Source organism: Rhizobium sp. CG5, assembly GCF_023701945.1.
In the GTDB taxonomy this organism is placed as follows: Bacteria; Pseudomonadota; Alphaproteobacteria; order Rhizobiales; family Rhizobiaceae; genus Allorhizobium.
Genome location: NZ_JABAEF010000001.1, coordinates 445,012 through 464,480, shown reverse-complemented (window position 1 = coordinate 464,480; position 19,469 = coordinate 445,012). Strand labels below are relative to the sequence as shown.

Here is a 19,469-nt window from a genome sequence, read left to right as displayed (position 1 = left end):
GTTACGGCTTAACCCAGGCGTCGCGCATGGATTCCGGCAGGCCGGAGGCCGTCGTCACGATGTCCTGAACCTTGCAGTTGTAGATCGTCGGGAAACCGAGCTCGAGCAGCCAAGCGACCGGAACATCCTCCTGCAGCTTGTTCTGGGCCTGATCGTAGAGTTCCTGGCGCTTCGCCGCTGGGTAGGCTACGGCAGCTTCGTCGAACAGTTTGTCGAGTTCGGAATTGGAATAACCCTCGACATTGTTAAACGGATTGCCTTTGGCGATCTGCGAGGTCTTGTAGTTGCGGTCCACGCCGATTGCCGGGTCACCATTCTGGTAGAGATAGGTAAAGGCGATGTCGTATTCCCAGTTGGCCGTGCGCTGGTTCCAGCCGGCAACGTCAGCCGCTTCGATTTCGATCGGAATGCCGACCTCCTCAAGGTTCTGCTTGACGGCTTCCGCCCAGCGCTGCCAGGTCTCGCCATAGGGAAGCGGCAGCAGCTTCAGCGGCTTGCCATCATAGCCCATTTCCTTGAGCAGTCGCTTGGCCTTGTCCGGATCATGCGCGTATTTGGGCTCGACATCCTTGTAGAACGGAAGCTTCGACGACAGCGGCCCGGTAGCAACCTTGCCATAGCCGTTCCAAAGCACAACCTTGGCAAATTCACGGTCGAGCGCATACATCACCGCCTGGCGGAACTTGACGTTGTCCATTGGCGGCTTTCGGTTGTTGAGCCACAGCCAGGACAGCGGCGCGAAATATTCCCATCCCTTTTCCGTCGTGCAGGTACCGGGCAAATCCTTCAGGCGCGGAATGTCGAAGTTTTCGACCGAGCCGCCCGGCAGCACATCGACAGTGCCGGTCTCGAATGCGACAGACCGCGATGCGCCATCCGGAATGACCTGGTAATAGAGCTCGTCGAGATGGGGCTTGCCCTTGATGTAATAGTCCGGGTTCTTGACCAGGTGGATGTAGCTGCCGCGCTTCCATTCGTTGAACTTGAACGGACCGGTACCGATCGGCTTGTCGTTGGCCGGATTGGTGGCGTAGTCGGTGCCTTCATAGATATGCTTCGGCAGGACCGGCATCGTATAGAACGCCAGACCGCGGATGAAGGCCTCGAAGGGTTCCTTCAGCTTGAACACGACGGTCTTGTCATCCGGCGCCGTGACGCTTTCCACATGGGTCATCAGGTTGCGATGGCGCGGCTGCATCTTCACGAGATAATCGTTGGCGGAAAACAGCACATCGGCCGAAGTCATCGGCTTGCCGTCATGCCACGTCACGCCATCCTGCAGCGTGAACGTATAGGTCAGGCCATCGTCGGAAATCGCCCAGGATTTGGCGAGTGACGGTTCAGGCTTGAGGTTCTCGTCGTAGCGCAGCAGGCTCTCGTAGATATTGCCGCCGACGAGCAGAGCCGGGGCGTTGGTCGTGGTGCCGATCATGATGCTTGGCGGCTCGGGCTGAACAATGAGGTTAAGTTTGCCACCTGGTACGGCCTGGGCAATGGCCGCAGTCGCGGTCATGAAAAGGGCAAAAGATGAAGAAAGCAGTCGTCGCATGAAATTCCCCTTATGGATTTATGGTTTGCCTGCGGACGTCACTTTGCGACACATCGAGTGAGCAATATACCAATATATCGATGCCCGATCCTGCCCCCACCCCTGGCCTCTGTCAAGCAAGATGGATGGTTTTTTGCTCAAATCTTGAACCGTCAGAAAAAATGCGCACGAATTAATCAGATGCGAAAAATCGGGTCGCGGAGTTGCGCCGGATCGGGGCAACGACCCTGCGGAGACAGCCATAAAGCGCAGGCAACCCATCCCGGATTTCCGCGGCTGCTGGCCGAACGGCTGCACCGCGCCGGCCTGCCGGCCGGTGTCTGACCGGCGGCAGGCTCACCGCCGATCCGCAAACCGGCAAGGGCTGGTTCTTCGAGCCGACCATCATCGATGCGGCACCGGCAGATGATGCGGTGGTTCAGCAGGAGATTTTTGGTCCTGTTCTGGTTGTCCAGTCCTTCGAGACTGAGGAGGAGGCGCTGGCGCTCGCCAACGGCACGACTATGGGCTGGTCGCCGGGGTCTATACCCGCGATTTCTCCGCTGCCCATCGCCTTCACCGCGACATCGATGCCGTGTCGGTGGTGTTGATGCTGGGATCGGGCGTCCTGGCTTTGCTGAGCGTGGTGGTGCAGCGCGAAAGGTCGCCAACCTGAAACGCAACCTACGACATCGACTGGGCCCGCGGTCGTCACTCCCCGCCGGCAAGTGCCTCGAGTCCTGCCCGGTCGCGCAGGATGAGCCAGCCGTCCTTGAGGTCGATCAGCTTCGCCTCCTGCCATTTGCGCAGGCAGCGGTTCAGGTTTTCGCGGGTGATGCCGATCATCTTCGCCAGCTCCGACTGGGACAGGGAGAGCCGCCTGGCAGGCGTCTCCGGGCTCGCCGGCGGCGTGACCGTCAGCCGCAGCAACAGCCGTGCCAGCCGCGTCGGCAGGTCCGTGAAGGCAATTTCCAGCATGCGTGCGTCGGAACGCCGGACCCGCTGGCACAGAAGCGCGATCAGTTGGATGGAAAATGCCGGATTTCGTTGCAACACATCTAGCAGGCTGCGGCGTTCGAGGACGACCAGCGTGCAATTGCTCGCCGCCCGGACGGTTGCCGACCGCTCGCCGCCGTCGAGCAGGGCAATTTCGCCGAACACATCGCCGGCCCGCAATTCGCTGAGGATGACATCGCGGCCGGCGGGCGTTACCATTTCCACGCGGACGACACCTTCGGCAATGGCCATCATGCTGTGGCCAGGCGATCCCATGCTGAAGATCACCTCGCCCGCCGCATGGGTTTTGACAAGCGCGAAAGCGGCAAGGTCCCGCCGCGCCTGCGGATCCAGCGCCTTGAACACCAGGCTCTGGCCGAGCAGCTTTTCCTTGTTGATGCCGAGATCGCTCATCCGTGTCTTATCCGCCCCATCGATGCCGGCCGAAGGACCGGCCCTCCCTACACGTAAATTGACATTCCAGAATTGCAACACGATAACCATCTGATCGTTTCAGGCAACTTTGAGGAAATCTCGTGAGAACCGTGTCCTGTGCAAATCTGCTGGCATTGTTGATATTCTCCTGCCTTTCGGTGCCCGCCACGTCCATGGCCCAGGACGCGTCTTGCCAGCGTGAAGATGTGCTCGATCCGCCCCGCATCGTCTATCGCTGCCCAAATGGCCTCGTGCTCGAGGCGGAAGCCGCCGCCGACCTCGAACTGCAACAGCAACCTGGCAGCACCGGCCCTGCCGCCGCCAGCCTGTCGGGCAAGGCGGTGCTGATCGAAGTCGCGCCCGGCAGTGGCCCGTTCCAGATCCTGACACCCCATGCGATCGCCGCCGTGCGCGGCACAATCTATGCCGTCGATGTGACGGGGGAGGCAACGTCGGTCTTCGTCCTGCGTGGCGAGGTTGCGGTGTCCCGCGCCGACGGTTCGCAGGCGGTCTCCCTTAGCCCCGGCGAGGGCGTGGATGTATCGGCAGCACAGCCCTTGCAGGTGAGGGTCTGGGGTCAGCCACGGGTGGCCGGTCTGCTTGCCCGCTTCGCGCGATGAAAAGCAGCCTGCCGCTCGGCGTCATTCTTGCGGCATTTGTCGCCGCAGGCGTCTGGGCCGGGCTGCTGGCCATGGTGCATCTTTCCGGCCGAGCGAGCCTCATGGACCGGGCCGAAACCATTTTCCTGGACGCCCGGATCGCCCTGACCGGCCGCCGCGCGGCGCCGGACGCGGTTGCGATCGTCACCGTCGACGATGCCATGGTGGCCGATGCCGGACGCTATCCGCTCGACCGCCGGCAATTGGCCGCACTGATCGACAGGATCAGGCTTGCCGGGGCGCGGGCCCTGGCCGTCGACATGCTATTGGTCGGCGCAACGGACGGCCAGGCCGATACGGCGCTCGCCACGGCCCTGAGCCGCCTGCCGGCCGTATTGGCCGGGGCTGGGCAATTTTCCGACGCGAACAGCCACACCCTGTATGTCCCCGCCCCGACCGAGGTGTTGAAACCGCTGCCGCTCTTGAGCAATGCCGCGGCAGCCGGTCTGGCCAATGTCGTGGCCGACGCCGGCGGCACGCCGCGCCATGTTCCCATGCTGTTTCAAACGGCAGAAGGCCCAGAACCCTCGCTTGTCCTGCGCGCTGCCGGCCTCTACGAGGGCCAGATGCCGAGCGTGACCGCAGAAGGTTTGCGATTTCGCCAGCGCGCGATGGCGCTCGATCTCGGCTGGCATCTGCCACTCAATTATTATGGCGGCAGCGGGACGATCCGAACCATCAGCGCGCTCGACCTGATGAACGACCCGGACGCCGGGCAAAGCCTGAAGAACCGGCTGGTGCTGCTGGGCGTCACGGCCACCGGCGTCGGAGACCGCTTCTCGACGCCCTTCGATCCGATCCTGCCGGGTGTCGAAGTGCTGGCAACGGGGGTCTCGAACCTCATCGACGGATCGGCACTGGTGCGCGACCGGACGGTTCGCCGGATCGACGCGGCAACCGCCATGCTGATCACGCTTGTCGGTGTCGCCGTCGTGGCCTTTCTGCCGCTGGCGGGCGCGTCGATGGTGTTTGCCAGCCTTCTGGTCAGTTGGTTTGCCGCCATCACCCTGGCCTTCGGGCAGTTCTACTGGCTAAGCGCCGCCCTGCCCCTGGCCGCAAGCCTTCCGCCGGTCGCCGCTTTGGCTGTCCTCCGGCAGATCTTCGATCGCACCGAAATGCGGCAACTGGCATCCAGCCGGGCGGCGCTTGGACGCTTCCAGGCGGGAACCCTGTCGAAGCGCATCGCCGGAGATCCGACGTTTCTTGTCGAACCGCGGGAACAGCCTGCCGCGATCCTGTTCATCGATCTCGTCGGCTATACCGGCCTCAGCGAACGCCTCGGCCCGAGACGAACCCGCGATGTGCTGAAGGCCTTCCACACCATCGTCGTTGAAGAGACCGAGCGGCGCCATGGGCTGGTGATGGATTTCATGGGCGACGGCATCATGATCGGCTTCGGCATCCCGGACCAGACTGCTGAGGATGCAGCCAATGCCGTGTCGACAGCGTTTGGCCTCGTTCGGGCGGTCGGCTTATGGCTGGCCACGACCGCAATGGACCCTGACATCAGCACCGTTCGCGTCGGCGTCCACTATGGACCGGTCGTGCTGTCGCGTCTTGGCCATGAAAACCACCAGCAGATCGCCGCGACCGGCGATTGCGTCAACGTGGCGAGCCGCTTGATGGAGGTCGCGCGCTCCCGCGCCGCCTCGGTCGCGCTGTCATCGGATCTGGTTCGGGCCGCAGGGCTGGAGGCGGAACTGTTGTCGGGAGGACGTCAGTTCGAGCGGGTCGAGATCAGGGGGCGCGTGCAATCGATCGAGGTCGCAGTCTGGTCAGCGTCCGATGCCCGGTCTGTTTAAGCTGTCGTCCTGCGCGCCTCTTTTGGACTATAGCCGTAGCGCGCCCGAAACAGCCGGCTGAAATGGGCCGGATCGGAAAATCCGTGATCATAGGCAAGCGTGCTGATCAGCCGCGCGTCTTCTCCTTGCCTGAGGATACGATGACAGGCGGCCAGGCGCCGCTCACGGATGAACCTCGACACACCGCCGAAGGGTTCGAACAGATAATAGAGCTTGCGGCGCGACACGGCCAGGACCCGGCAGAGCCGCTCCGCCCCGAGATCCGCAGCGGCAAGATGCGCATCGATGTAGTGGCAGGCCGTCTCGATCCGGCTGACGGAATGGTCTCGTCGGACGAAGGGGGTGAAGCGGTCCTTGATCGGCAAATCGACGTCCTGGCCCCTTGTTTGCAGCGCTCCCATGATCATGGCTCCCTCTGTTCCGTCCGGCTTGCCGACTTCGCGGCGTGAGAGCCCATAAAACCGCAAGCGAGGCCGTCCGCGCTGTCATGCGCGTCACAATGAAGGAACAGAACGTGGTCTATGGAGCGGACCACCCGTTGACATCTCGCGCCTCGATGAGGCCTCACCGTGCGCTGAAGCCCCGGATCAGGCTTTCGCGCATGTCGGCCATCGAAGGTTCGGGAGCGGCCGGATCCGGGATCATGCCGGTGGCAAAACCCTCCGTGACGAAACCTTCGACCAGCGCCGCATCGCGGCTGACAATATGGATCGGCACGGCGCGCGAAGCATCTGGTCCGGTGACCAGCGCCGCGGGCTGGTGATCGCCGAGCACCACGAAAACAGCGTCGCGGCCGAAACGGGCGATATAATCGCCCAGGGTCTGCAACGTGTAATCGATGGTTTCGGCATAGTGCCGGCGGACTCGGTCGGGATCGGCCCAGACCACTTCGGGCGGATCGCCGCTATCGGCCTGGACGTTGAAAACGGTGCCGTCGCCGACGGTTTGCCAATCGATCAGCTTCGGCACCGGCGTCCAGGGCGCGTGGCTGGAAATCAGGGCGATCTCGGCCATCACGGGCTTGCCATCCTTGCGAGCCGGCTCAAGGGCCAGGCGCTCAAAGGCCGACAGCGTATACTGGTCCGGCATGGTCACCCAGTTGAAGGATTTGCCGCGATAGCCGAGGTCTTTGGCCGCAAGGACCCGGTCATAGCCGAAATAGGCAGACTCCGGCCAATCCATGGTGATGGCCGGCATGATTGCCGCCGTCTGCCATCCGGCATCGCCAAACAAGCGGTTGAGGCTTGTCCGCTGGCTTTTCATCAGGAGATCATAGCGCGCCTGGCTATCGACCCACAGGCCCGACAGCAGCGTTCCGTGCGCAAGCCAGCTCAGCCCGCCGACGGTTGGCGAACGTGCCCAGCCGCTGGCGGTGGAGTAACCCGCCGATTGGAGCTGACGCTCCAGGGTCTCAAGGCGCGGCCTGACCAGCCCGCCATAGCGCGGATCCTCGATAGCGCTGCGCCCATAGGATTCGATGAAGACGAGGATCACGTCGCGTCCCTTGATGCGGCCAAACAGCCCCTCGCCGCCGGCATATCCGGGACGGGCTGCGAGTTCGGCCTCGAAGACCCTTATATCGGCGATCGAGCGGGCGACCAGCGACAGACGCTCTCGCAGATAAGGTGCCACCCGCAATTCGGCAATATCCGCCAGCCCGGCCCGCGATCCGGCCGTCGCCAGTCCGAAACCCAGGGCGAGTAGAATTGCAAATCCGGCAGCCGCTGCCCGCTGTGCCCCCCGGCCGAGCCGCGTCATCTGCAGGCAGGACCAGCAGAACGCGGCCATCAGCGTTGCGATGGCGCCCGCGGCCAGGCCAATCGCCAGACCGGCGCCGAGCTTGCCGACCGCTCCGGACAGCACATTCCAGCCGTCGAGCAGCATCTTCATGTCGAGATAAGGATTGAAGCGCCGCTGGAATGCCGACAGCACGCCGATGTCCCCAAGCTTCAGAAACAGCAGACAAAAGATCACAAACGTGGCAAGAACCGCGAGAGGAACCGCCAACCATCGCGGCAGCAGCAGCAAGGCCAGTGCGACCAGCGGCAGTTCGATCGGCAGGCGCCAGAACGCCAAGAGATGAAAGGCGTCCGGATTGTCGGGCATGGTGCAGGAAGCAAAACCGATGACGGCGAAAAGGGCGACCGAAAGCGCGCCCTTCCAGCCGGAGACAGGTTTGCGCCAATCTTTCAATCCATCCCGCCTCATTCAGCTCACCGTCTTGCCTGGAGAATCATGTTGACCGACCATGCCGAGATGAGACGGCCATGCGCAAGCTGAGAGCCTTGGCAATCATCGCCGGCCTGCTGCTGGTGGTTGGACTGATTTTTGCCGTCGATCCGGCCGGAGTGATCGACGCCCTCGGCCGGGTGCCGCCGGGGCACATTTTTGCCGCGATGCTGGTGGTCCAGGTGCAGATCGTGCTGTCGGCGCTGCGCTGGCGCTTTACCGCCACCAGGCTTGGCCATGCCATCCCGGTGGCGGTTGCGGTGCGCGAATATTATCTCGGCAGCGTGCTGAACCAGATCCTGCCGGGCGGCATCGCCGGCGATGCGGCACGCGTCTACCGCATCAAAGAGGACAGTTCCGGCGGATGGAAACGGGCGGCGACCGCCGTGGTGCTGGAGCGGCTGTCCGGTCAGCTCGCCTTTTTTACGCTGACGGGCCTTGGCGTGATTGCCTGGCTGGTCTTTCTGCCGGGACAACTGCCGATGGATCCCTGGCCTGCGGTGTGGGTGGTGCTGGTCGCCCTTGCGATGCTCGGCGTCGCGGCCACCTGGTTCCGCGCGCCGCTGAAAAACCGCATTGCCAAGTTTGGTCCCGACCTCGAGGCAGCCTTCTGGAAAGACGGTGCCTTCGTTGTTCAGGCAGGCCTCAGCACCCTGATCGTCGCCAGCTATGTCTGCACGTTCCTGATTGCCTCCGATGCGGTCGGCGCGCCGCTGCCGGCGATCGCTGCCGTCACCGCGGTGCCGCTCTGCCTGCTGACCATGCTGATCCCGATCGGCATCGGCGGTTGGGGAGGCCGTGAAGCGGCCGCTGCCGCCCTCTGGCCGCTCTTCGGTTTCACCGCTGCTCAGGGCCTCGCCGCAAGTCTGCTCTATGGAATCTTCTCGCTCGCCGGCACCGCCCTTCCCGGCCTGTGTGTGCTGGCGGTCTCGTTGATCGGTGGGCGGCAACGGCGCAAATAGCGGCCTCATGGCCTCGCTCCGGCAAGGCCGCTCAGCGGCGCGCATTCGCGGTTTTCAGCAGGTAGAGGCCATCGACGAGAAAAGAATAGCCGAGCAGAAGCAGTGCCATGGCGGCAAACCATGACGAGACCGGGGGAGCGATGCCCGGAACAAGGACCAGGCACAGGACGCCGACCTGGATGACGCAGACAAGCTTGCGACGAAACGACGGCGGCAAAGGTGCATTGAGATGCGGCAGCACGACCTGCATCAGCACGAAACCGTAGCGCATCAATCCGATCAGCAGCACCCAGGATCCTGCCTTGCCGAGCAGACACGCCGCCGCCGACAGGCAGAGGATCAGCAGCGCGTCCACTTCCATGTCGAACCGCGCCCCGAGCTCGGATTCCTGGCCATAGCGGCGGGCCAGGTAACCGTCGACCCCATCGAGCGCAAAGGCCGCGAGCACGATGAACATGAAGGCCCAGAGCGTCGATTCGGCACTCTGCGGCAGGCCGGCAAAGCACACCGCCGCCGCGACCATGCAGACCAGCGCGGCGCGGATCGCCGTGATCGCATTGGCAAGACCGAAGCGTTCAAAGCGGTGGAGATGCAGACCCTTGATGACCAGTGCAAAGATCAGCAGAAGAAGCGCCAGAGCGGCGACGACCGCCTTGCTGCCAAGCGAAAGCTGGGTCGCGGCCACAAGATAGCTGACGCAGGCCGCGGCAAAGATGCTGCCGAGAACGATCAGCGCACTGGCCTTGAGCGCTGGCGATGGTGCACGCGCCATCACAGCGGCACGCGCGGCGGATCGTTTGTTCGACAGCATCCTTATGTCCTATTCCGCGGCCAGAAGCTTCTCGATCTCCAGCATATGACCGGCGCGCGCCCGCTTGGTCGCCAAGTAACCGGCATTTTCAACCGTGACCTCGCCGGTCACCGCCATGCGGCTGTGCACCTCGATACCGCCCTCGGCAAGCGCTGCGATCTTGGCCGGATTGTTGGTGAAGATGATGGTTTTTTCGATGCCGAGCAAGCGCAGCATGGCGATTGCCGCCTCGTAGCGGCGGTGATCGCTGCCATAGCCAAGTTCCGCATCGGCATCGATCGTATCCAGCCCGAGATGCTGGTATCCATAGGCCCGCATCTTGGCGCCGATACCGGTGCCGCGACCTTCCTGATCGAGATAAAGCAGCACGCCGCCGCCCAGTGCCTTCATGTCCGCAAGCCCGTTGCGCAACTGATCGCCGCAATCGCATTTCAGCGAGCCGCAAAGGTCGCCCGTGATGCACGACGAATGCACGCGGATCGGCACCGGGGCGCTGAAATCGGGTTGTCCGACCACGATGGCGACCTGGTCCTTCTGCGCCAGGCCACCGCGGAAGACGACGAATTCGGCATCGCCGAGATCGCGCAGCGGCACGCGGGTGCGCACGACGATGTTGAAGGTCTGGCGGGCGGTATCGGTGGCGGCAAGGTGCTGCCTGTCCAGCGTGCAGCAGGCTGCAAAGCGGCTGTCGAGACCGTCGATTTCGGCGCAGACCATGGCCGGCAGCAGCAGGGCCTGCCGCGCCAGTTCGGCCGAGGCGCCCATCAAAGGGCCGGCCTCATGCCAGACGGCGGGAGCCCGAGCCCGAAGCCCGTAGGCGAGCCGCGACGCCTGCGCAAACGAAACCCCGTCGAGCGGTACCGATATGTCGCCGCGCGCCGCCGGCAACAGCCGGGCGGCGCGGTGCGATGTGAGAAACAGCGAATGCGTGCCACCGACTGCGGCGGCGAATTGATCGTAGAGCGACGGTGCAGCGCTATCGAGCGCCAGCACAGCCAAATGCTTTGAGCCATCCCGTAAGATGACCGGTCGCCCGAACCGCAACTCGGCAACGGCGCGTTCGACCTGCATTGCAGGCGAGACAAACCCAAAACCATAATCGTCAGGCGGTGTCATTCATATCCTCCAAAATGTCCAGCACGAAGCCTTACGAGGGGAAACCCCTGCCGGATCATTTAAGTTGCGTCTTACATGTCGGATTTTTTACGGCCGACTGCTATGGACAATCTCGATCCCTGCACGAAATGACAAGACATATGCACGGATACCCAACTGCCGACCCGGTAGGCCGTGATACCTAATCCCAGCGGCCGGCGCGACAGCCGTAGCGCCATGTGCGAATGCGAGGCCTCGTATCCGCATGCCCAAGGAGACGACCGATGAACCTCGACACAAAGGCAGCCGGCATGGCGCAGGCGCAAAGCGCACGCGCCTTGTGGTTTCCGGCCGCCGGCACGTGCCAAGTGCAGGAGGAGGGCCTGCCGCCGCTGAAAGAAGGCGAGGTGCTGGTGCGCATGCTGTACAGCGGCATCAGCCGGGGCACGGAGAACCTCGTGTTCAACGGCCGCGTTCCCCCGAGCGAATTCGAGCGCATGCGCGGCCCCCATATGGCCGGACAATTCCCCTTTCCGGTAAAATACGGCTATTCGGCCGTCGGGCGGGTCGAGGCCGGCAGTGCAGCGCTGATTGGCAAGACCGTATTCTGCCTCCATCCCCATCAAGATTTGTTTACCGTCGGTGAGGCTAGCGTGACCGCCCTGCCCGACGGTTTGCCGCCCGCCCGGGCCGTGCTGGCCGCCAATATGGAGACGGCGCTGAACATTGTCTGGGACGCCGATATTCTGCCGGGAGACCGGGTGGCCGTCTTCGGCGCCGGCGTGGTTGGTGCGCTGGTGGCCTATCTCGCATCGCGGATCGTCGGCACCGACGTCCTGCTGATGGATCCCAACCCGGAGAGACAAACCCTGGCCGATCGGCTCGGCATCGGCTTTTCCTATGGCGAACAGGTGGCTGGCGAATTCGACGTGGCCATCAATGCGTCCGGATCCGCCGAAGCGCTGGCCCAGGCCATTGAGCTGGCCGGGCAGGAGGCGCGGATCGTCGAGGCAAGCTGGCACGGCGACAGGCCCGTCAGCCTGCCGCTCGGCGGCGCCTTTCATGCCCGCCGGCTGACCATCGTCAGCTCGCAGGTGGGCTCCGTGCCGCCGGCAAGGCGGGCCCGCTGGACCTATGCCAGACGGCTTGCCAAGGCGCTCGACCTGTTGCGTGACGCCTGCCTCGATACCCTGATCTCCGGCGAAACCGTCTTTAACGAGCTTGAGAACGCCTATCCGGCCATCCTGGCCGATCCGGAAACCCTTTGTCATCGTATCCGTTACTGACAGTCATAGCGAAGAGTGAGACACCATGTTTGCCGTTGAAGTCCGAGATCACATCATGATTGCCCACAGTCTGGCCCGCCCGGTTTTCGGGCCCGCCCAGGGCATGCATGGCGCCACCTTCGTGGTCGATGCCGCCTTTTTCACCCGCGATGTCGACGAGGACGGGCTGGCGGTCGACATTGGCGCCGCCACCACGGTTCTGGGCGAGGTGCTGAAGCCGCTCAACTATAAAAATCTCGACGAGGTCACTGTCTTCACCGGCAAGATCACCACGACGGAGGTGATCGCCAAGCATATTTTCGACGAACTGGCCCAGGCCGTTGCCGACAAGCGGCTCGGACCGGGAAGCCACCGCATCTGCCGGCTCAAAGTGACCCTGCACGAATCCCATGCTGCCCGCGGCTGGTACGAGGCCGACCTTTGAGCGCTGGCCTGACCTTTGCCTATCCCGGCGACCTCGCTCTGAATACCGGCGGCTACGCCTATGATCGCCGGGTGATCGACGGTCTCGGCAGAGGCGGCTGGACGGTCGAGGCCCTGCCGTTAGGGGAAGGCTTTCCCGCTCCCTCCCTTAAGATAAAGCAGGAGGCGGAGCGCCGGCTGTCGGCACTGCCGGATGGTGCGCTCGTTGTCATCGACGGCCTTGCCTATGGCGTGCTCGACGAATGGGCCGAGCGTGAAGCAGCACGCCTGCGCATAGTCGCGCTCGTCCATCATCCGCTGGCGCTCGAGACCGGTCTTGACCTGCGCCAGCAGAGCCTGCTTCACGACTGCGAACGCCGCGCGTTATCCTTCGCCCGCCATATCATCGTGACCTCGCCGATGACGGCCCGCGAGCTGCAGACCCATTTCGGCGTGGAGCCGCACCGCATCACGGTGGCTATTCCGGGCACCGATCCGGCAGCGGCTGCCACCGGTGACAACGATCCGCCACATATTCTGTCGATCGGCACCTTGATACAGCGCAAGGGCCATGACGTGCTGATATCGGCGCTGAAGCAGGTCAAGCATCTGGCCTGGCGGGCGACGATCGTCGGCAGCAAGACCCTCAACCCGGAGGTCGCCGCGAGCCTGCGCCAGCAGGTCGATGCCCTGGGCTTGGCCGATCGGATTTCGCTGGCCGGCGAATGCGATCAACCGCGCGCACTGCTGGCGGATGCCGACATCTTCGCCCTGGCCAGCCGCTTCGAAGGCTATGGCATGGTTTTCGCCGAAGCCCTGTCGCAGGGCCTGCCGATCGTCGCCTGCCGGACCGGTGCCATTCCCGACGTCGTGCCGGAAGACGCCGGAATCCTGGTCCCGGTCGACGATATCGACGCCTTTGCCAAGGCGCTTGAAAGCCTGCTGACCGACAAGCCCCTGCGTCGCGCCAAGGCCGCAGCGGCACGGCGCGCCGGGTTGGCGTTGCCAGGCTGGGACACAACGACAGAGATTATCGCGTCCACGTTGAGAGCACAGGCATGAGCGGATTTGACAAGACCTGGCTGGCGCTGCGCGAGCCGGCCGATATCGCGGCCCGGCACGGCGCTCTGGTGCAGGATCTGGCCGGCCATCTCGCCAGTTTGGAGAATGCGCGCATTCTCGACATCGGGTGTGGCACGGGCTCGACCTGGCGCAGCCTCAGCGATCGGCTCCCGGGAGACGTGAACTGGCACTTGCTCGACTACGATCCCACCCTGCTGCAAGAGGCGGCGCGCCAGATTGGCTTAAACAGCAAAGTCGGGTTCCTCCAGCACGATCTGAACGACATCGCAGCCCTTCCTTTGGACGGCGTGGACGTCGTCACCGCATCTGCCCTGTTCGATCTGTGTTCGGAGCAACTGTGTACCGACCTTGCCGACCGGCTCGCATCGGCGCGGATCGGTCTTTATGCGGCTTTGAACTATAATGGGTTGATGCACTGGTCACTGCCCCATCCGCTCGATGGTGAGATCGTCGACCTGTTCAACCGGCATCAGCGCACCGACAAGGGGCTTGGGACGGCGCTCGGCCCGGATGCCACGGATTGCCTGACCCGCGTTCTGACGGCGCGCGGTTTCCGCGTCAAGATTGAAGACAGTCCCTGGCGGCTGGACGCCAATTCGCGCGCCCTGCAGATCGAATTGCTGAACGGATTGCGCCAACCGCTCCTGGAGATGAAAGATCTGCCTGAGGCCAAGATCGACGAATGGCTTGGCTACCGCCGGGACATGGTCGGCGAAGCCGGCAGCCTATGCCTGGTGGGCCATGCGGACCTGCTCGCTCTGCCGCTCTGAGGCGCGGCGCCGTTCCAGCCGGCAGTCGAACAGGATATCGCTGCCGAGACTGTAGACATCGGTGACCGGGCGGTGTGCGCCGGCCAGCCGCTCGATCGGCGGCAATGTGATGCCGCTCGGACCTGAGCCGATGATGATCGGAGAAATCGCTACATGCAGCCGGTCGACGAGACCGGCATCGATGAAGCGCGCGATAGTGCGGGCCCCACCTTCGACAAGCACCCGATGCAGGTGGCGCTCCGCCAGGGCATCGAGCATGTCCTTGGGGTCGAGTCCGCAAGCTTTGAGCTGCAGACGGATCACTTCCGCCTTCGGCAGCGGCCGGCCCTTCGCATTGGCGCTGCGCAGCACGATGACCGGTGCCCCGCCGTCGTGGAACAGGCTTTCATCACCCTCCAGCACCGCGTGGCAGTCGACAACGACGCGCACCGGCGCGGGCCCCTCGACCATTCTGACCGACAGTTTCGGATCGTCGGCTCGCACGGTTCCGACACCGACGATCACCGCATCGACCAGTGCCCGGCAGCGATGCAGATGCGAAAGGCCGTCCGGCCCCGATACATCGCGCGCATCGCCCGCGGGCGTGGCAATGCGACCGTCCAGCGACTGCCCGACCTGCGCCAGCACGAAGGCACCGCGCGCGCCGGCGATCGGCCCATAAAGGTCTTCGGCCGCACTGCTGGAGGCCAGGCTGGATGCTCCCTGCCGAAGGGCCAGCAACCGCTGCCATATCGTCTCTGTCATCACCATGCTTTGCATTGTAAGCCCTACACGATCCGGTACAGGGTGTTGTCGCGCTTGATCACATGATGAAGCAGCACAGCCCCGATATGCAACGCAAAGAGCAGCAAAAGGATCCATGCGCTCCAGGCATGGATCGCCGACAGGCTCCAGGCAATGTCGGGCGCCTTGTCCAGCGGGCTCCACACCGGCACCAGGCCGAACCAGACGAGCGGAAAGCCGTGGGCGTTGGTCGCAAGGAAACCGCTGACCGGCATGACGATCAGGAAGACATAGAGCAGGCCGTGCACGGTGGAGGCCGCCAGGCGCTCGATCGCTGGTCCCTGCGGCTGCGGCGGCCGGGCCATCAGCCTGTTGCCGACGCGCAAAAGCATCAGCCACAGCACCAGGAATCCGAAGCTCTCGTGGATCAGGTAGAAATCCAGCGACACTTCCTTCTTGGTGAACTGGATGAAGAAGCCGAGCGGCCATGTGATAAGAACGAGGGCGGCAACCAACCAGTGCAGCAGGCGCGACGTCGCCGGGTAGCGCTCGACGCGGATCACCGTCTCGGACGGACAGAGGGCCTTTGACAGCATGTTGGTTTCGCCGTTCCTGGACATGAGCAATTCCCGCCATTGACCTGTGAAACCTCGAAAAAAGCACGCCAGGGTCAACGCGGGTCAAAGTCGCCGGCCCCGCGTGGCAGCTTAATTCGTCAAGTGCTTAAGTGCAAATGACGATGCGTGCAGGAAAATTGCCTCTCCGTGCAAATCGGTGCGAGCACCGACAAAGCGCATGGGTCGAGCCGGCGGTCGACAATGGGCGGCTCAGCGCTTGATTGCCGTCATCTTCCGTGCCACCTTCCGCCCATGCGCATATTGCTGGTGGAAGATACTCACGATGTCGGCGAGGCGATCTCTCGCCGATTTGAGACAATCGGGCACACGGTCGACTGGCAGACGGACGGCCGGGCGGCATCGGAGATTCTCGATTTTACCGACTACGACCTGGTCATTCTCGACGTCATGCTGCCCGGAATGGACGGGTTCGAGATCCTCAAGCGCCTGCGCCAGGCGCGCAACACCGTGCCGGTCCTGGTGCTGACGGCCCGCTCGGAGATCGACGACCGGGTCGGCGCGCTCGATCTCGGCGCCGATGATTACCTGGTCAAACCCTTCGATTTCCGCGAGTTGGAGGCCCGCGCCCGGGTGCTGATGCGCCGCCGCGCCGGCGGCGAGGCGACCAATATCATTGCCTGCGGCGACGTGACCCTCGACCGCGCCAACCGCAATGTGCGGGTCGGCAAGCGGGAGATAACGCTGAAGCGCCGCGAGATGACCCTGCTGGAGATCCTTGCATCCAGGCCCGGCCGCGTCTTCAGCAAGGAGGAACTTCTGGACCAGCTGTTCGGTTTCGAAGAGGCCGCAGGCCCAAACGCCATCGAGCTCTATGTCGGACGGCTGCGCAAGAAGCTCGAGGGCGCCAAGGCACGCATCGTCACGGTGCGCGGTATCGGCTACCAACTGGTGTCCGATGCAACGCCGTGAATCCTCGCTCTTCTCCCGGCTGGTGCTGCGCATGGCGCTGGTCCTGGCGCTGGGTGCGGCCGTGCTGGTCAGCGGCGCCTGGTTCTATGCCCGCACCGCCGCCGACGATGCCTATGACCGCCTGCTGCTGGGCGCCGCATTCCAGATGCGCGAGAGCCTTGTGGTCGATGACGGTCGGCTGGCCGTCAGCCTGCCCTCCTCAGCCTTCGAGCTTTTGGGACTGGCCGGCCGCGACCGGATCTTCTATCGGGTCGTCGATCCTGCAGGCCTGACGCTGACCGGCTATGACGACCTGCAGGTCGATATGGATCTGTCCGTCGCCCGCGCCGGCCCGGTCCTGCTGTCGGCCAATTATCGCGGCGTTCCGGTGCGCGTTGCGGCCACCGGCCGGGCTCTGTCCGATCCCGCTCTGTCCGGCTGGGCCTATGTGATCATTGCCCAGACGACCGAAGCGCGGCAGGCGCTCGCCTCCGAACTGACGACCCGCGCCTCAATCCTGGTGGCGGCGATGAGCGCGCTGGCCATGATCGGCACGATATTGGCCGTGCGCTATTCGCTGAAGCCGGTGGCGGAACTGGGGCGGGCGCTCAGGCTGCGCGAGCCCCATGACCTGACGCCGCTCACCGTCGCCGTGCCCCGCGAGCTGTCGCCCTTCGTCTCGTCGATCAATCACTTCATGAACCGCCTGGACGAGCGGGTAAAACTGCTGCAGCGCTATATCGCCGACAGCGCTCACCAGATCCGCACGCCGCTGACGGCGCTTTCGGCACAGGTCAGCCTGATCGACGAGGAGCGCCTGGCACCGGAGGATCGACGGCATCTGGCGCGGGTGCGCAACCGCACCGCCGAGCTTGCCCGCTTTACCAACCAGCTCTTGAACCATGCCATGGTGATCCATCGCTTCGATTCGGCGCAACTGCTGCCCCTCAGCCTGACCTCCGTCACCCGCAAGGCCTACCGCGCCGCGATCCCGATCACCATCGATCCAGATATCATCGTCTCCTTCGAGGCGCCGGATGAGGATGTGATGGTGCTCGGCGACATGCTCAGCCTGCGCGAGGCGATCGTCAACGTCATCGACAATTCGCTGCGCCACGGCACTCTGTCGCGCCTGGAGGTCCGGGTGTCGAGCGACGGTGCCTTCGGCCGGGTCGAGGTGGAGGACGATGGCCCCGGCATTCCGCCGGCCGACTGGGAGAATGTGACCAAGCGCTTTGTCTCGTCCAAATCGGGCGAAGGCAGTTCCGGTCTCGGCTTTGCGATCGCCTGCGAAGTCGCCACCGTGCTCGGCGGCACCCTGACGTTTCGTGAAAAGACCGAGGCCCAAAGCTTCGCGGTCGTTCTGGAACTTCCGCTCCATCAGGAGGATAAATCATGAAAGTGTCCGCATTGACGGCATCGCTTGTCGTGCTTGGCCTGTCATGGGCAAGTCCAGTCCTGGCGGTCGAAGGCGAGCAATCCTTCCTGCCGGCCTTGCAGGTAGAAACGGAAAGACTGACCGTTCACGGTGTCTGGGATTTCAATGCCATACGGCCGATACTCCTCGACTTTCAGCAGACGGCGCCGAATGTTGCGGTCGTCTTTGTCGACTACGTCAGCAACGACCTGTTTCGGGAATCGGAACTCGCCTGCCGCGAGGGACGGCCGCACGGCGATATCCTGCTCTCGTCCTCCGTCGACCAATTGGTGAAGCTTGCCAATGACGGCTGCGCATCTCCGCATCATTCCGTGGAGGCGCAGAAGGTGCCGGACTGGGCCAATTGGCGTGAAGAGGTCTATGGCTTTGCGTTCGAGCCGGCGGTTTTCGTCTATGACGGCGCCCGCGTTCCGCCGGAAGACGTGCCGCGCACCCACGACGCGCTGGCCGACCTGCTGCGCCGCAAGCCGGACCTTTATCGCGGCCGGATCGGCACCTACGATATCCAGGCCTCCGGCGTCGGTTATCTGCTGGCCTTCAACGATGCCCGCCAGGCACCGACGGTCTATGGCCGGCTGATCGAGAGCCTCAGTCGGTCGGACACCGTCATTCGCTGCTGCAACAGTGAAGTGCTGGGCGAAATTGCCAGCGGCAACGTGCGCATCGCCTATAACATTCTCGGCTCCTACGCCTATGCCGCGTCGCGCCTCAATCCCGATATCAAGATCGTCATACCCCGCGACTATACGCTGATCCTGTCGCGCGGCGCACTCATTCCGGCCCAGAGTGCCAATCGTGTGCTGGCCGAGCGGTTTCTCGATTACCTTCTGTCCGATCGCGGTCAGGCGGTGGCCCGGGAGAAATCGTTCTTCTTCTCGGAAGATGGTCCCCTGCCGCCCGGCGTCGACGGGCCGGCGGCCCTGATGGAGTCCGGCATCGGCCGCCCGATCCGCATCGGCCCGGCCCTTCTGGCCGCCCAGGACGAAGTGCAGCGCCAGCGATTTATCGACGACTGGATGGCCCTGATCGCCCATCCGCAGCCCTGACCAGAAAACATAAAACGGCATCCGGGATGCCAACGCCTGGATGCCGTCCGAGGCAAAGACGAAGCGGTCAGTGCCAAGGCCGCCCAGCTGGTTCATGCCTATGCCACAGCCAGAGCGCTTCCAAACAGGATAAACTTTTCCTGACAAATAAATGATATTCAACACGAATTGTATTGACGGGTCCCTGTTTTAAAGCAGGCCAAGCTCCGCCAGTTCCCGCTTGAGATCCTCGGGCATGGAGCCGAGATCGCTACCGGCCTCGGACAGATCACGCGGCGCCGAGGCCGCATCGAGATAGCGCCAGCCCTGGAACGGGCGCCGCGGCGCAGGCACGGTTTCGATGACCTCGGGTCCGAGAATCAGCTCGCATCGGGAGATGCCATCGCCGCCGGTGAAGATCGACAGGTCGAGCAGTTTCTGACGCGCCGCGACCTGGCCCTTGATGATCCAGTAGAGCGAGCCGCCATCCAGCAGTTCCGCCGCCCGCTTCGGCGCCATGCGGGTGACATGCGAACTATGGGGTTCCAGACCGGCAGCCATCGCCGTCAGGGACCGTTCGGCGACCCATTCCCGGAGATCGTCGATCGAGTCCGCGCCGACGCAGAGTTTGATGAGATGCAAAGCCATGCCGCCTATGTCGGTCGTTTGGCGACCAGGGTCAAGCCTTGGCGCAGACGG

Annotated in this window: 20 protein-coding genes; 11 read left to right on the top strand and 9 right to left on the bottom strand. The window is 63.7% G+C overall.

What is annotated here, in order from left to right; translation table 11 throughout:
- Window position 1: 1 nt before the first annotated feature.
- The gene (locus HGO38_RS02330) at window positions 2-1,549 is read right to left on the bottom strand and encodes an ABC transporter substrate-binding protein (protein WP_250954296.1); all 1,548 of its coding nucleotides are present in this window, start codon (window positions 1,547-1,549) and stop codon (window positions 2-4) included.
- Between the two features lie 266 nt (window positions 1,550-1,815).
- Here HGO38_RS02330 and HGO38_RS02325 point away from each other — a divergent pair, with 266 nt between their 5' ends.
- Window positions 1,816-2,139: an aldehyde dehydrogenase family protein gene (locus HGO38_RS02325; protein WP_352230456.1), complete on the top strand. Its 324-nt coding sequence runs from the start codon at window positions 1,816-1,818 to the stop codon at window positions 2,137-2,139.
- 100 nt (window positions 2,140-2,239) lie between these two features.
- Here the strand turns inward: HGO38_RS02325 and HGO38_RS02320 are convergent, their stop codons facing one another.
- Window positions 2,240-2,938, bottom strand: coding sequence for a Crp/Fnr family transcriptional regulator (locus HGO38_RS02320; protein WP_250954295.1), 699 nt, complete (start codon window positions 2,936-2,938; stop codon window positions 2,240-2,242).
- A 122-nt stretch (window positions 2,939-3,060) separates the two neighbouring features.
- On the opposite strand from HGO38_RS02320, the gene HGO38_RS02315 reads away from it, so the two are divergent.
- Together HGO38_RS02315 and HGO38_RS02310 are read left to right on the top strand one after the other, a co-directional pair.
- Window positions 3,061-3,579, top strand: a complete 519-nt coding sequence (locus HGO38_RS02315; RefSeq protein ID WP_250954294.1) for a FecR domain-containing protein — start codon at window positions 3,061-3,063, stop codon at window positions 3,577-3,579.
- Window positions 3,576-5,420: a CHASE2 domain-containing protein gene (locus HGO38_RS02310; protein ID WP_250954293.1), complete on the top strand. Its 1,845-nt coding sequence runs from the start codon at window positions 3,576-3,578 to the stop codon at window positions 5,418-5,420. Before HGO38_RS02315 ends, HGO38_RS02310 begins: the two co-directional genes overlap by 4 nt.
- Here the strand turns inward: HGO38_RS02310 and HGO38_RS02305 are convergent.
- Together HGO38_RS02305 and HGO38_RS02300 are read right to left on the bottom strand one after the other, a co-directional pair.
- Complete coding sequence (locus HGO38_RS02305) at window positions 5,417-5,821, bottom strand: helix-turn-helix domain-containing protein (protein ID WP_250954292.1); 405 nt, start codon at window positions 5,819-5,821, stop codon at window positions 5,417-5,419. The genes HGO38_RS02310 and HGO38_RS02305 overlap by 4 nt on opposite strands.
- A 163-nt stretch (window positions 5,822-5,984) precedes the next feature.
- A complete protein-coding gene (locus HGO38_RS02300) occupies window positions 5,985-7,613 on the bottom strand; it encodes a sulfatase-like hydrolase/transferase (RefSeq protein ID WP_250954291.1) in 1,629 nt (542 codons plus the stop codon).
- Window positions 7,614-7,687: 74 nt separating this feature from the next.
- Between HGO38_RS02300 and HGO38_RS02295 the strand changes: the two genes are divergently transcribed.
- The gene (locus HGO38_RS02295) at window positions 7,688-8,611 is read left to right on the top strand and encodes a lysylphosphatidylglycerol synthase transmembrane domain-containing protein (protein ID WP_250954290.1); all 924 of its coding nucleotides are present in this window, start codon (window positions 7,688-7,690) and stop codon (window positions 8,609-8,611) included.
- Between the two features lie 31 nt (window positions 8,612-8,642).
- Here the strand turns inward: HGO38_RS02295 and HGO38_RS02290 are convergent, their stop codons facing one another.
- Both HGO38_RS02290 and ribA read right to left on the bottom strand, forming a co-directional pair.
- A complete protein-coding gene (locus tag HGO38_RS02290) occupies window positions 8,643-9,422 on the bottom strand; it encodes a CDP-alcohol phosphatidyltransferase family protein (RefSeq protein WP_250954289.1) in 780 nt (259 codons plus the stop codon).
- A 9-nt stretch (window positions 9,423-9,431) separates the two neighbouring features.
- Entirely contained in the window at window positions 9,432-10,538 is a 1,107-nt protein-coding gene (gene ribA / locus HGO38_RS02285) for a GTP cyclohydrolase II RibA (protein WP_250954288.1), read from the bottom strand.
- A gap of 263 nt (window positions 10,539-10,801) precedes the next feature.
- Here ribA and HGO38_RS02280 point away from each other — a divergent pair, with 263 nt between their 5' ends.
- The 4 genes from HGO38_RS02280 to HGO38_RS02265 are packed head-to-tail and all read left to right on the top strand — an operon-like array spanning window position 10,802 to window position 14,058.
- Window positions 10,802-11,803, top strand: a complete 1,002-nt coding sequence (locus tag HGO38_RS02280; RefSeq protein ID WP_250954287.1) for a zinc-dependent alcohol dehydrogenase — start codon at window positions 10,802-10,804, stop codon at window positions 11,801-11,803.
- Window positions 11,804-11,828: 25 nt separating this feature from the next.
- Window positions 11,829-12,227: a 6-pyruvoyl trahydropterin synthase family protein gene (locus HGO38_RS02275; RefSeq protein WP_250954286.1), complete on the top strand. Its 399-nt coding sequence runs from the start codon at window positions 11,829-11,831 to the stop codon at window positions 12,225-12,227.
- Window positions 12,224-13,267 carry a glycosyltransferase family 4 protein gene (locus tag HGO38_RS02270; RefSeq protein ID WP_250954285.1) on the top strand — a complete coding sequence of 348 codons (1,044 nt, stop codon included), beginning with the start codon at window positions 12,224-12,226 and terminating at the stop codon, window positions 13,265-13,267. Before HGO38_RS02275 ends, HGO38_RS02270 begins: the two co-directional genes overlap by 4 nt.
- Complete coding sequence (locus HGO38_RS02265) at window positions 13,264-14,058, top strand: class I SAM-dependent methyltransferase (protein ID WP_250954284.1); 795 nt, start codon at window positions 13,264-13,266, stop codon at window positions 14,056-14,058. The genes HGO38_RS02270 and HGO38_RS02265 overlap by 4 nt, the downstream gene beginning before the upstream one ends.
- On the opposite strand, the gene HGO38_RS02260 is transcribed toward HGO38_RS02265, so the two are convergent.
- Together HGO38_RS02260 and HGO38_RS02255 are read right to left on the bottom strand one after the other, a co-directional pair.
- Window positions 14,014-14,802, bottom strand: coding sequence for a RibD family protein (locus tag HGO38_RS02260; protein ID WP_250954283.1), 789 nt, complete (start codon window positions 14,800-14,802; stop codon window positions 14,014-14,016). The genes HGO38_RS02265 and HGO38_RS02260 overlap by 45 nt on opposite strands.
- Before the next feature lie 23 nt (window positions 14,803-14,825).
- A complete protein-coding gene (locus HGO38_RS02255) occupies window positions 14,826-15,377 on the bottom strand; it encodes a cytochrome b (RefSeq protein WP_250954508.1) in 552 nt (183 codons plus the stop codon).
- A 273-nt stretch (window positions 15,378-15,650) separates the two neighbouring features.
- Here HGO38_RS02255 and HGO38_RS02250 point away from each other — a divergent pair, with 273 nt between their 5' ends.
- The 3 genes from HGO38_RS02250 to HGO38_RS02240 are packed head-to-tail and all read left to right on the top strand — an operon-like array spanning window position 15,651 to window position 18,791.
- Window positions 15,651-16,328, top strand: a complete 678-nt coding sequence (locus HGO38_RS02250; RefSeq protein ID WP_250954282.1) for a response regulator transcription factor — start codon at window positions 15,651-15,653, stop codon at window positions 16,326-16,328.
- Window positions 16,315-17,706, top strand: a complete 1,392-nt coding sequence (locus tag HGO38_RS02245) for a sensor histidine kinase (protein WP_250954281.1) — start codon at window positions 16,315-16,317, stop codon at window positions 17,704-17,706. Before HGO38_RS02250 ends, HGO38_RS02245 begins: the two co-directional genes overlap by 14 nt.
- Window positions 17,703-18,791 carry an ABC transporter substrate-binding protein gene (locus tag HGO38_RS02240; RefSeq protein WP_250954280.1) on the top strand — a complete coding sequence of 363 codons (1,089 nt, stop codon included), beginning with the start codon at window positions 17,703-17,705 and terminating at the stop codon, window positions 18,789-18,791. The genes HGO38_RS02245 and HGO38_RS02240 overlap by 4 nt, the downstream gene beginning before the upstream one ends.
- A 189-nt stretch (window positions 18,792-18,980) precedes the next feature.
- Here HGO38_RS02240 and HGO38_RS02235 read toward each other — a convergent pair whose 3' ends face one another.
- Window positions 18,981-19,418 carry a DUF1489 family protein gene (locus HGO38_RS02235; RefSeq protein ID WP_250954279.1) on the bottom strand — a complete coding sequence of 146 codons (438 nt, stop codon included), beginning with the start codon at window positions 19,416-19,418 and terminating at the stop codon, window positions 18,981-18,983.
- Between the last annotated feature and the right edge of the window lie 51 nt (window positions 19,419-19,469).

What these genes read in the sequence shown, in the direction of transcription:
- HGO38_RS02255 (WP_250954508.1), bottom strand. Translation starts at nt 15,377, where the DNA reads ATGCTGTCAAAGGCCCTCTGTCCGTCCGAGACGGTGATCCGCGTCGAG.
- HGO38_RS02260 (WP_250954283.1), bottom strand. Translation starts at nt 14,802, where the DNA reads ATGACAGAGACGATATGGCAGCGGTTGCTGGCCCTTCGGCAGGGAGCA.
- HGO38_RS02330 (WP_250954296.1), bottom strand. Translation starts at nt 1,549, where the DNA reads ATGCGACGACTGCTTTCTTCATCTTTTGCCCTTTTCATGACCGCGACT.
- HGO38_RS02280 (WP_250954287.1), top strand. Translation starts at nt 10,802, where the DNA reads ATGAACCTCGACACAAAGGCAGCCGGCATGGCGCAGGCGCAAAGCGCA.
- HGO38_RS02240 (WP_250954280.1), top strand. Translation starts at nt 17,703, where the DNA reads ATGAAAGTGTCCGCATTGACGGCATCGCTTGTCGTGCTTGGCCTGTCA.
- HGO38_RS02290 (WP_250954289.1), bottom strand. Translation starts at nt 9,422, where the DNA reads ATGCTGTCGAACAAACGATCCGCCGCGCGTGCCGCTGTGATGGCGCGT.
- HGO38_RS02250 (WP_250954282.1), top strand. Translation starts at nt 15,651, where the DNA reads ATGCGCATATTGCTGGTGGAAGATACTCACGATGTCGGCGAGGCGATC.
- HGO38_RS02305 (WP_250954292.1), bottom strand. Translation starts at nt 5,821, where the DNA reads ATGGGAGCGCTGCAAACAAGGGGCCAGGACGTCGATTTGCCGATCAAG.
- HGO38_RS02320 (WP_250954295.1), bottom strand. Translation starts at nt 2,938, where the DNA reads ATGAGCGATCTCGGCATCAACAAGGAAAAGCTGCTCGGCCAGAGCCTG.
- HGO38_RS02295 (WP_250954290.1), top strand. Translation starts at nt 7,688, where the DNA reads ATGCGCAAGCTGAGAGCCTTGGCAATCATCGCCGGCCTGCTGCTGGTG.
- HGO38_RS02235 (WP_250954279.1), bottom strand. Translation starts at nt 19,418, where the DNA reads ATGGCTTTGCATCTCATCAAACTCTGCGTCGGCGCGGACTCGATCGAC.
- HGO38_RS02265 (WP_250954284.1), top strand. Translation starts at nt 13,264, where the DNA reads ATGAGCGGATTTGACAAGACCTGGCTGGCGCTGCGCGAGCCGGCCGAT.
- HGO38_RS02310 (WP_250954293.1), top strand. Translation starts at nt 3,576, where the DNA reads ATGAAAAGCAGCCTGCCGCTCGGCGTCATTCTTGCGGCATTTGTCGCC.
- ribA (WP_250954288.1), bottom strand. Translation starts at nt 10,538, where the DNA reads ATGACACCGCCTGACGATTATGGTTTTGGGTTTGTCTCGCCTGCAATG.
- HGO38_RS02245 (WP_250954281.1), top strand. Translation starts at nt 16,315, where the DNA reads ATGCAACGCCGTGAATCCTCGCTCTTCTCCCGGCTGGTGCTGCGCATG.
- HGO38_RS02275 (WP_250954286.1), top strand. Translation starts at nt 11,829, where the DNA reads ATGTTTGCCGTTGAAGTCCGAGATCACATCATGATTGCCCACAGTCTG.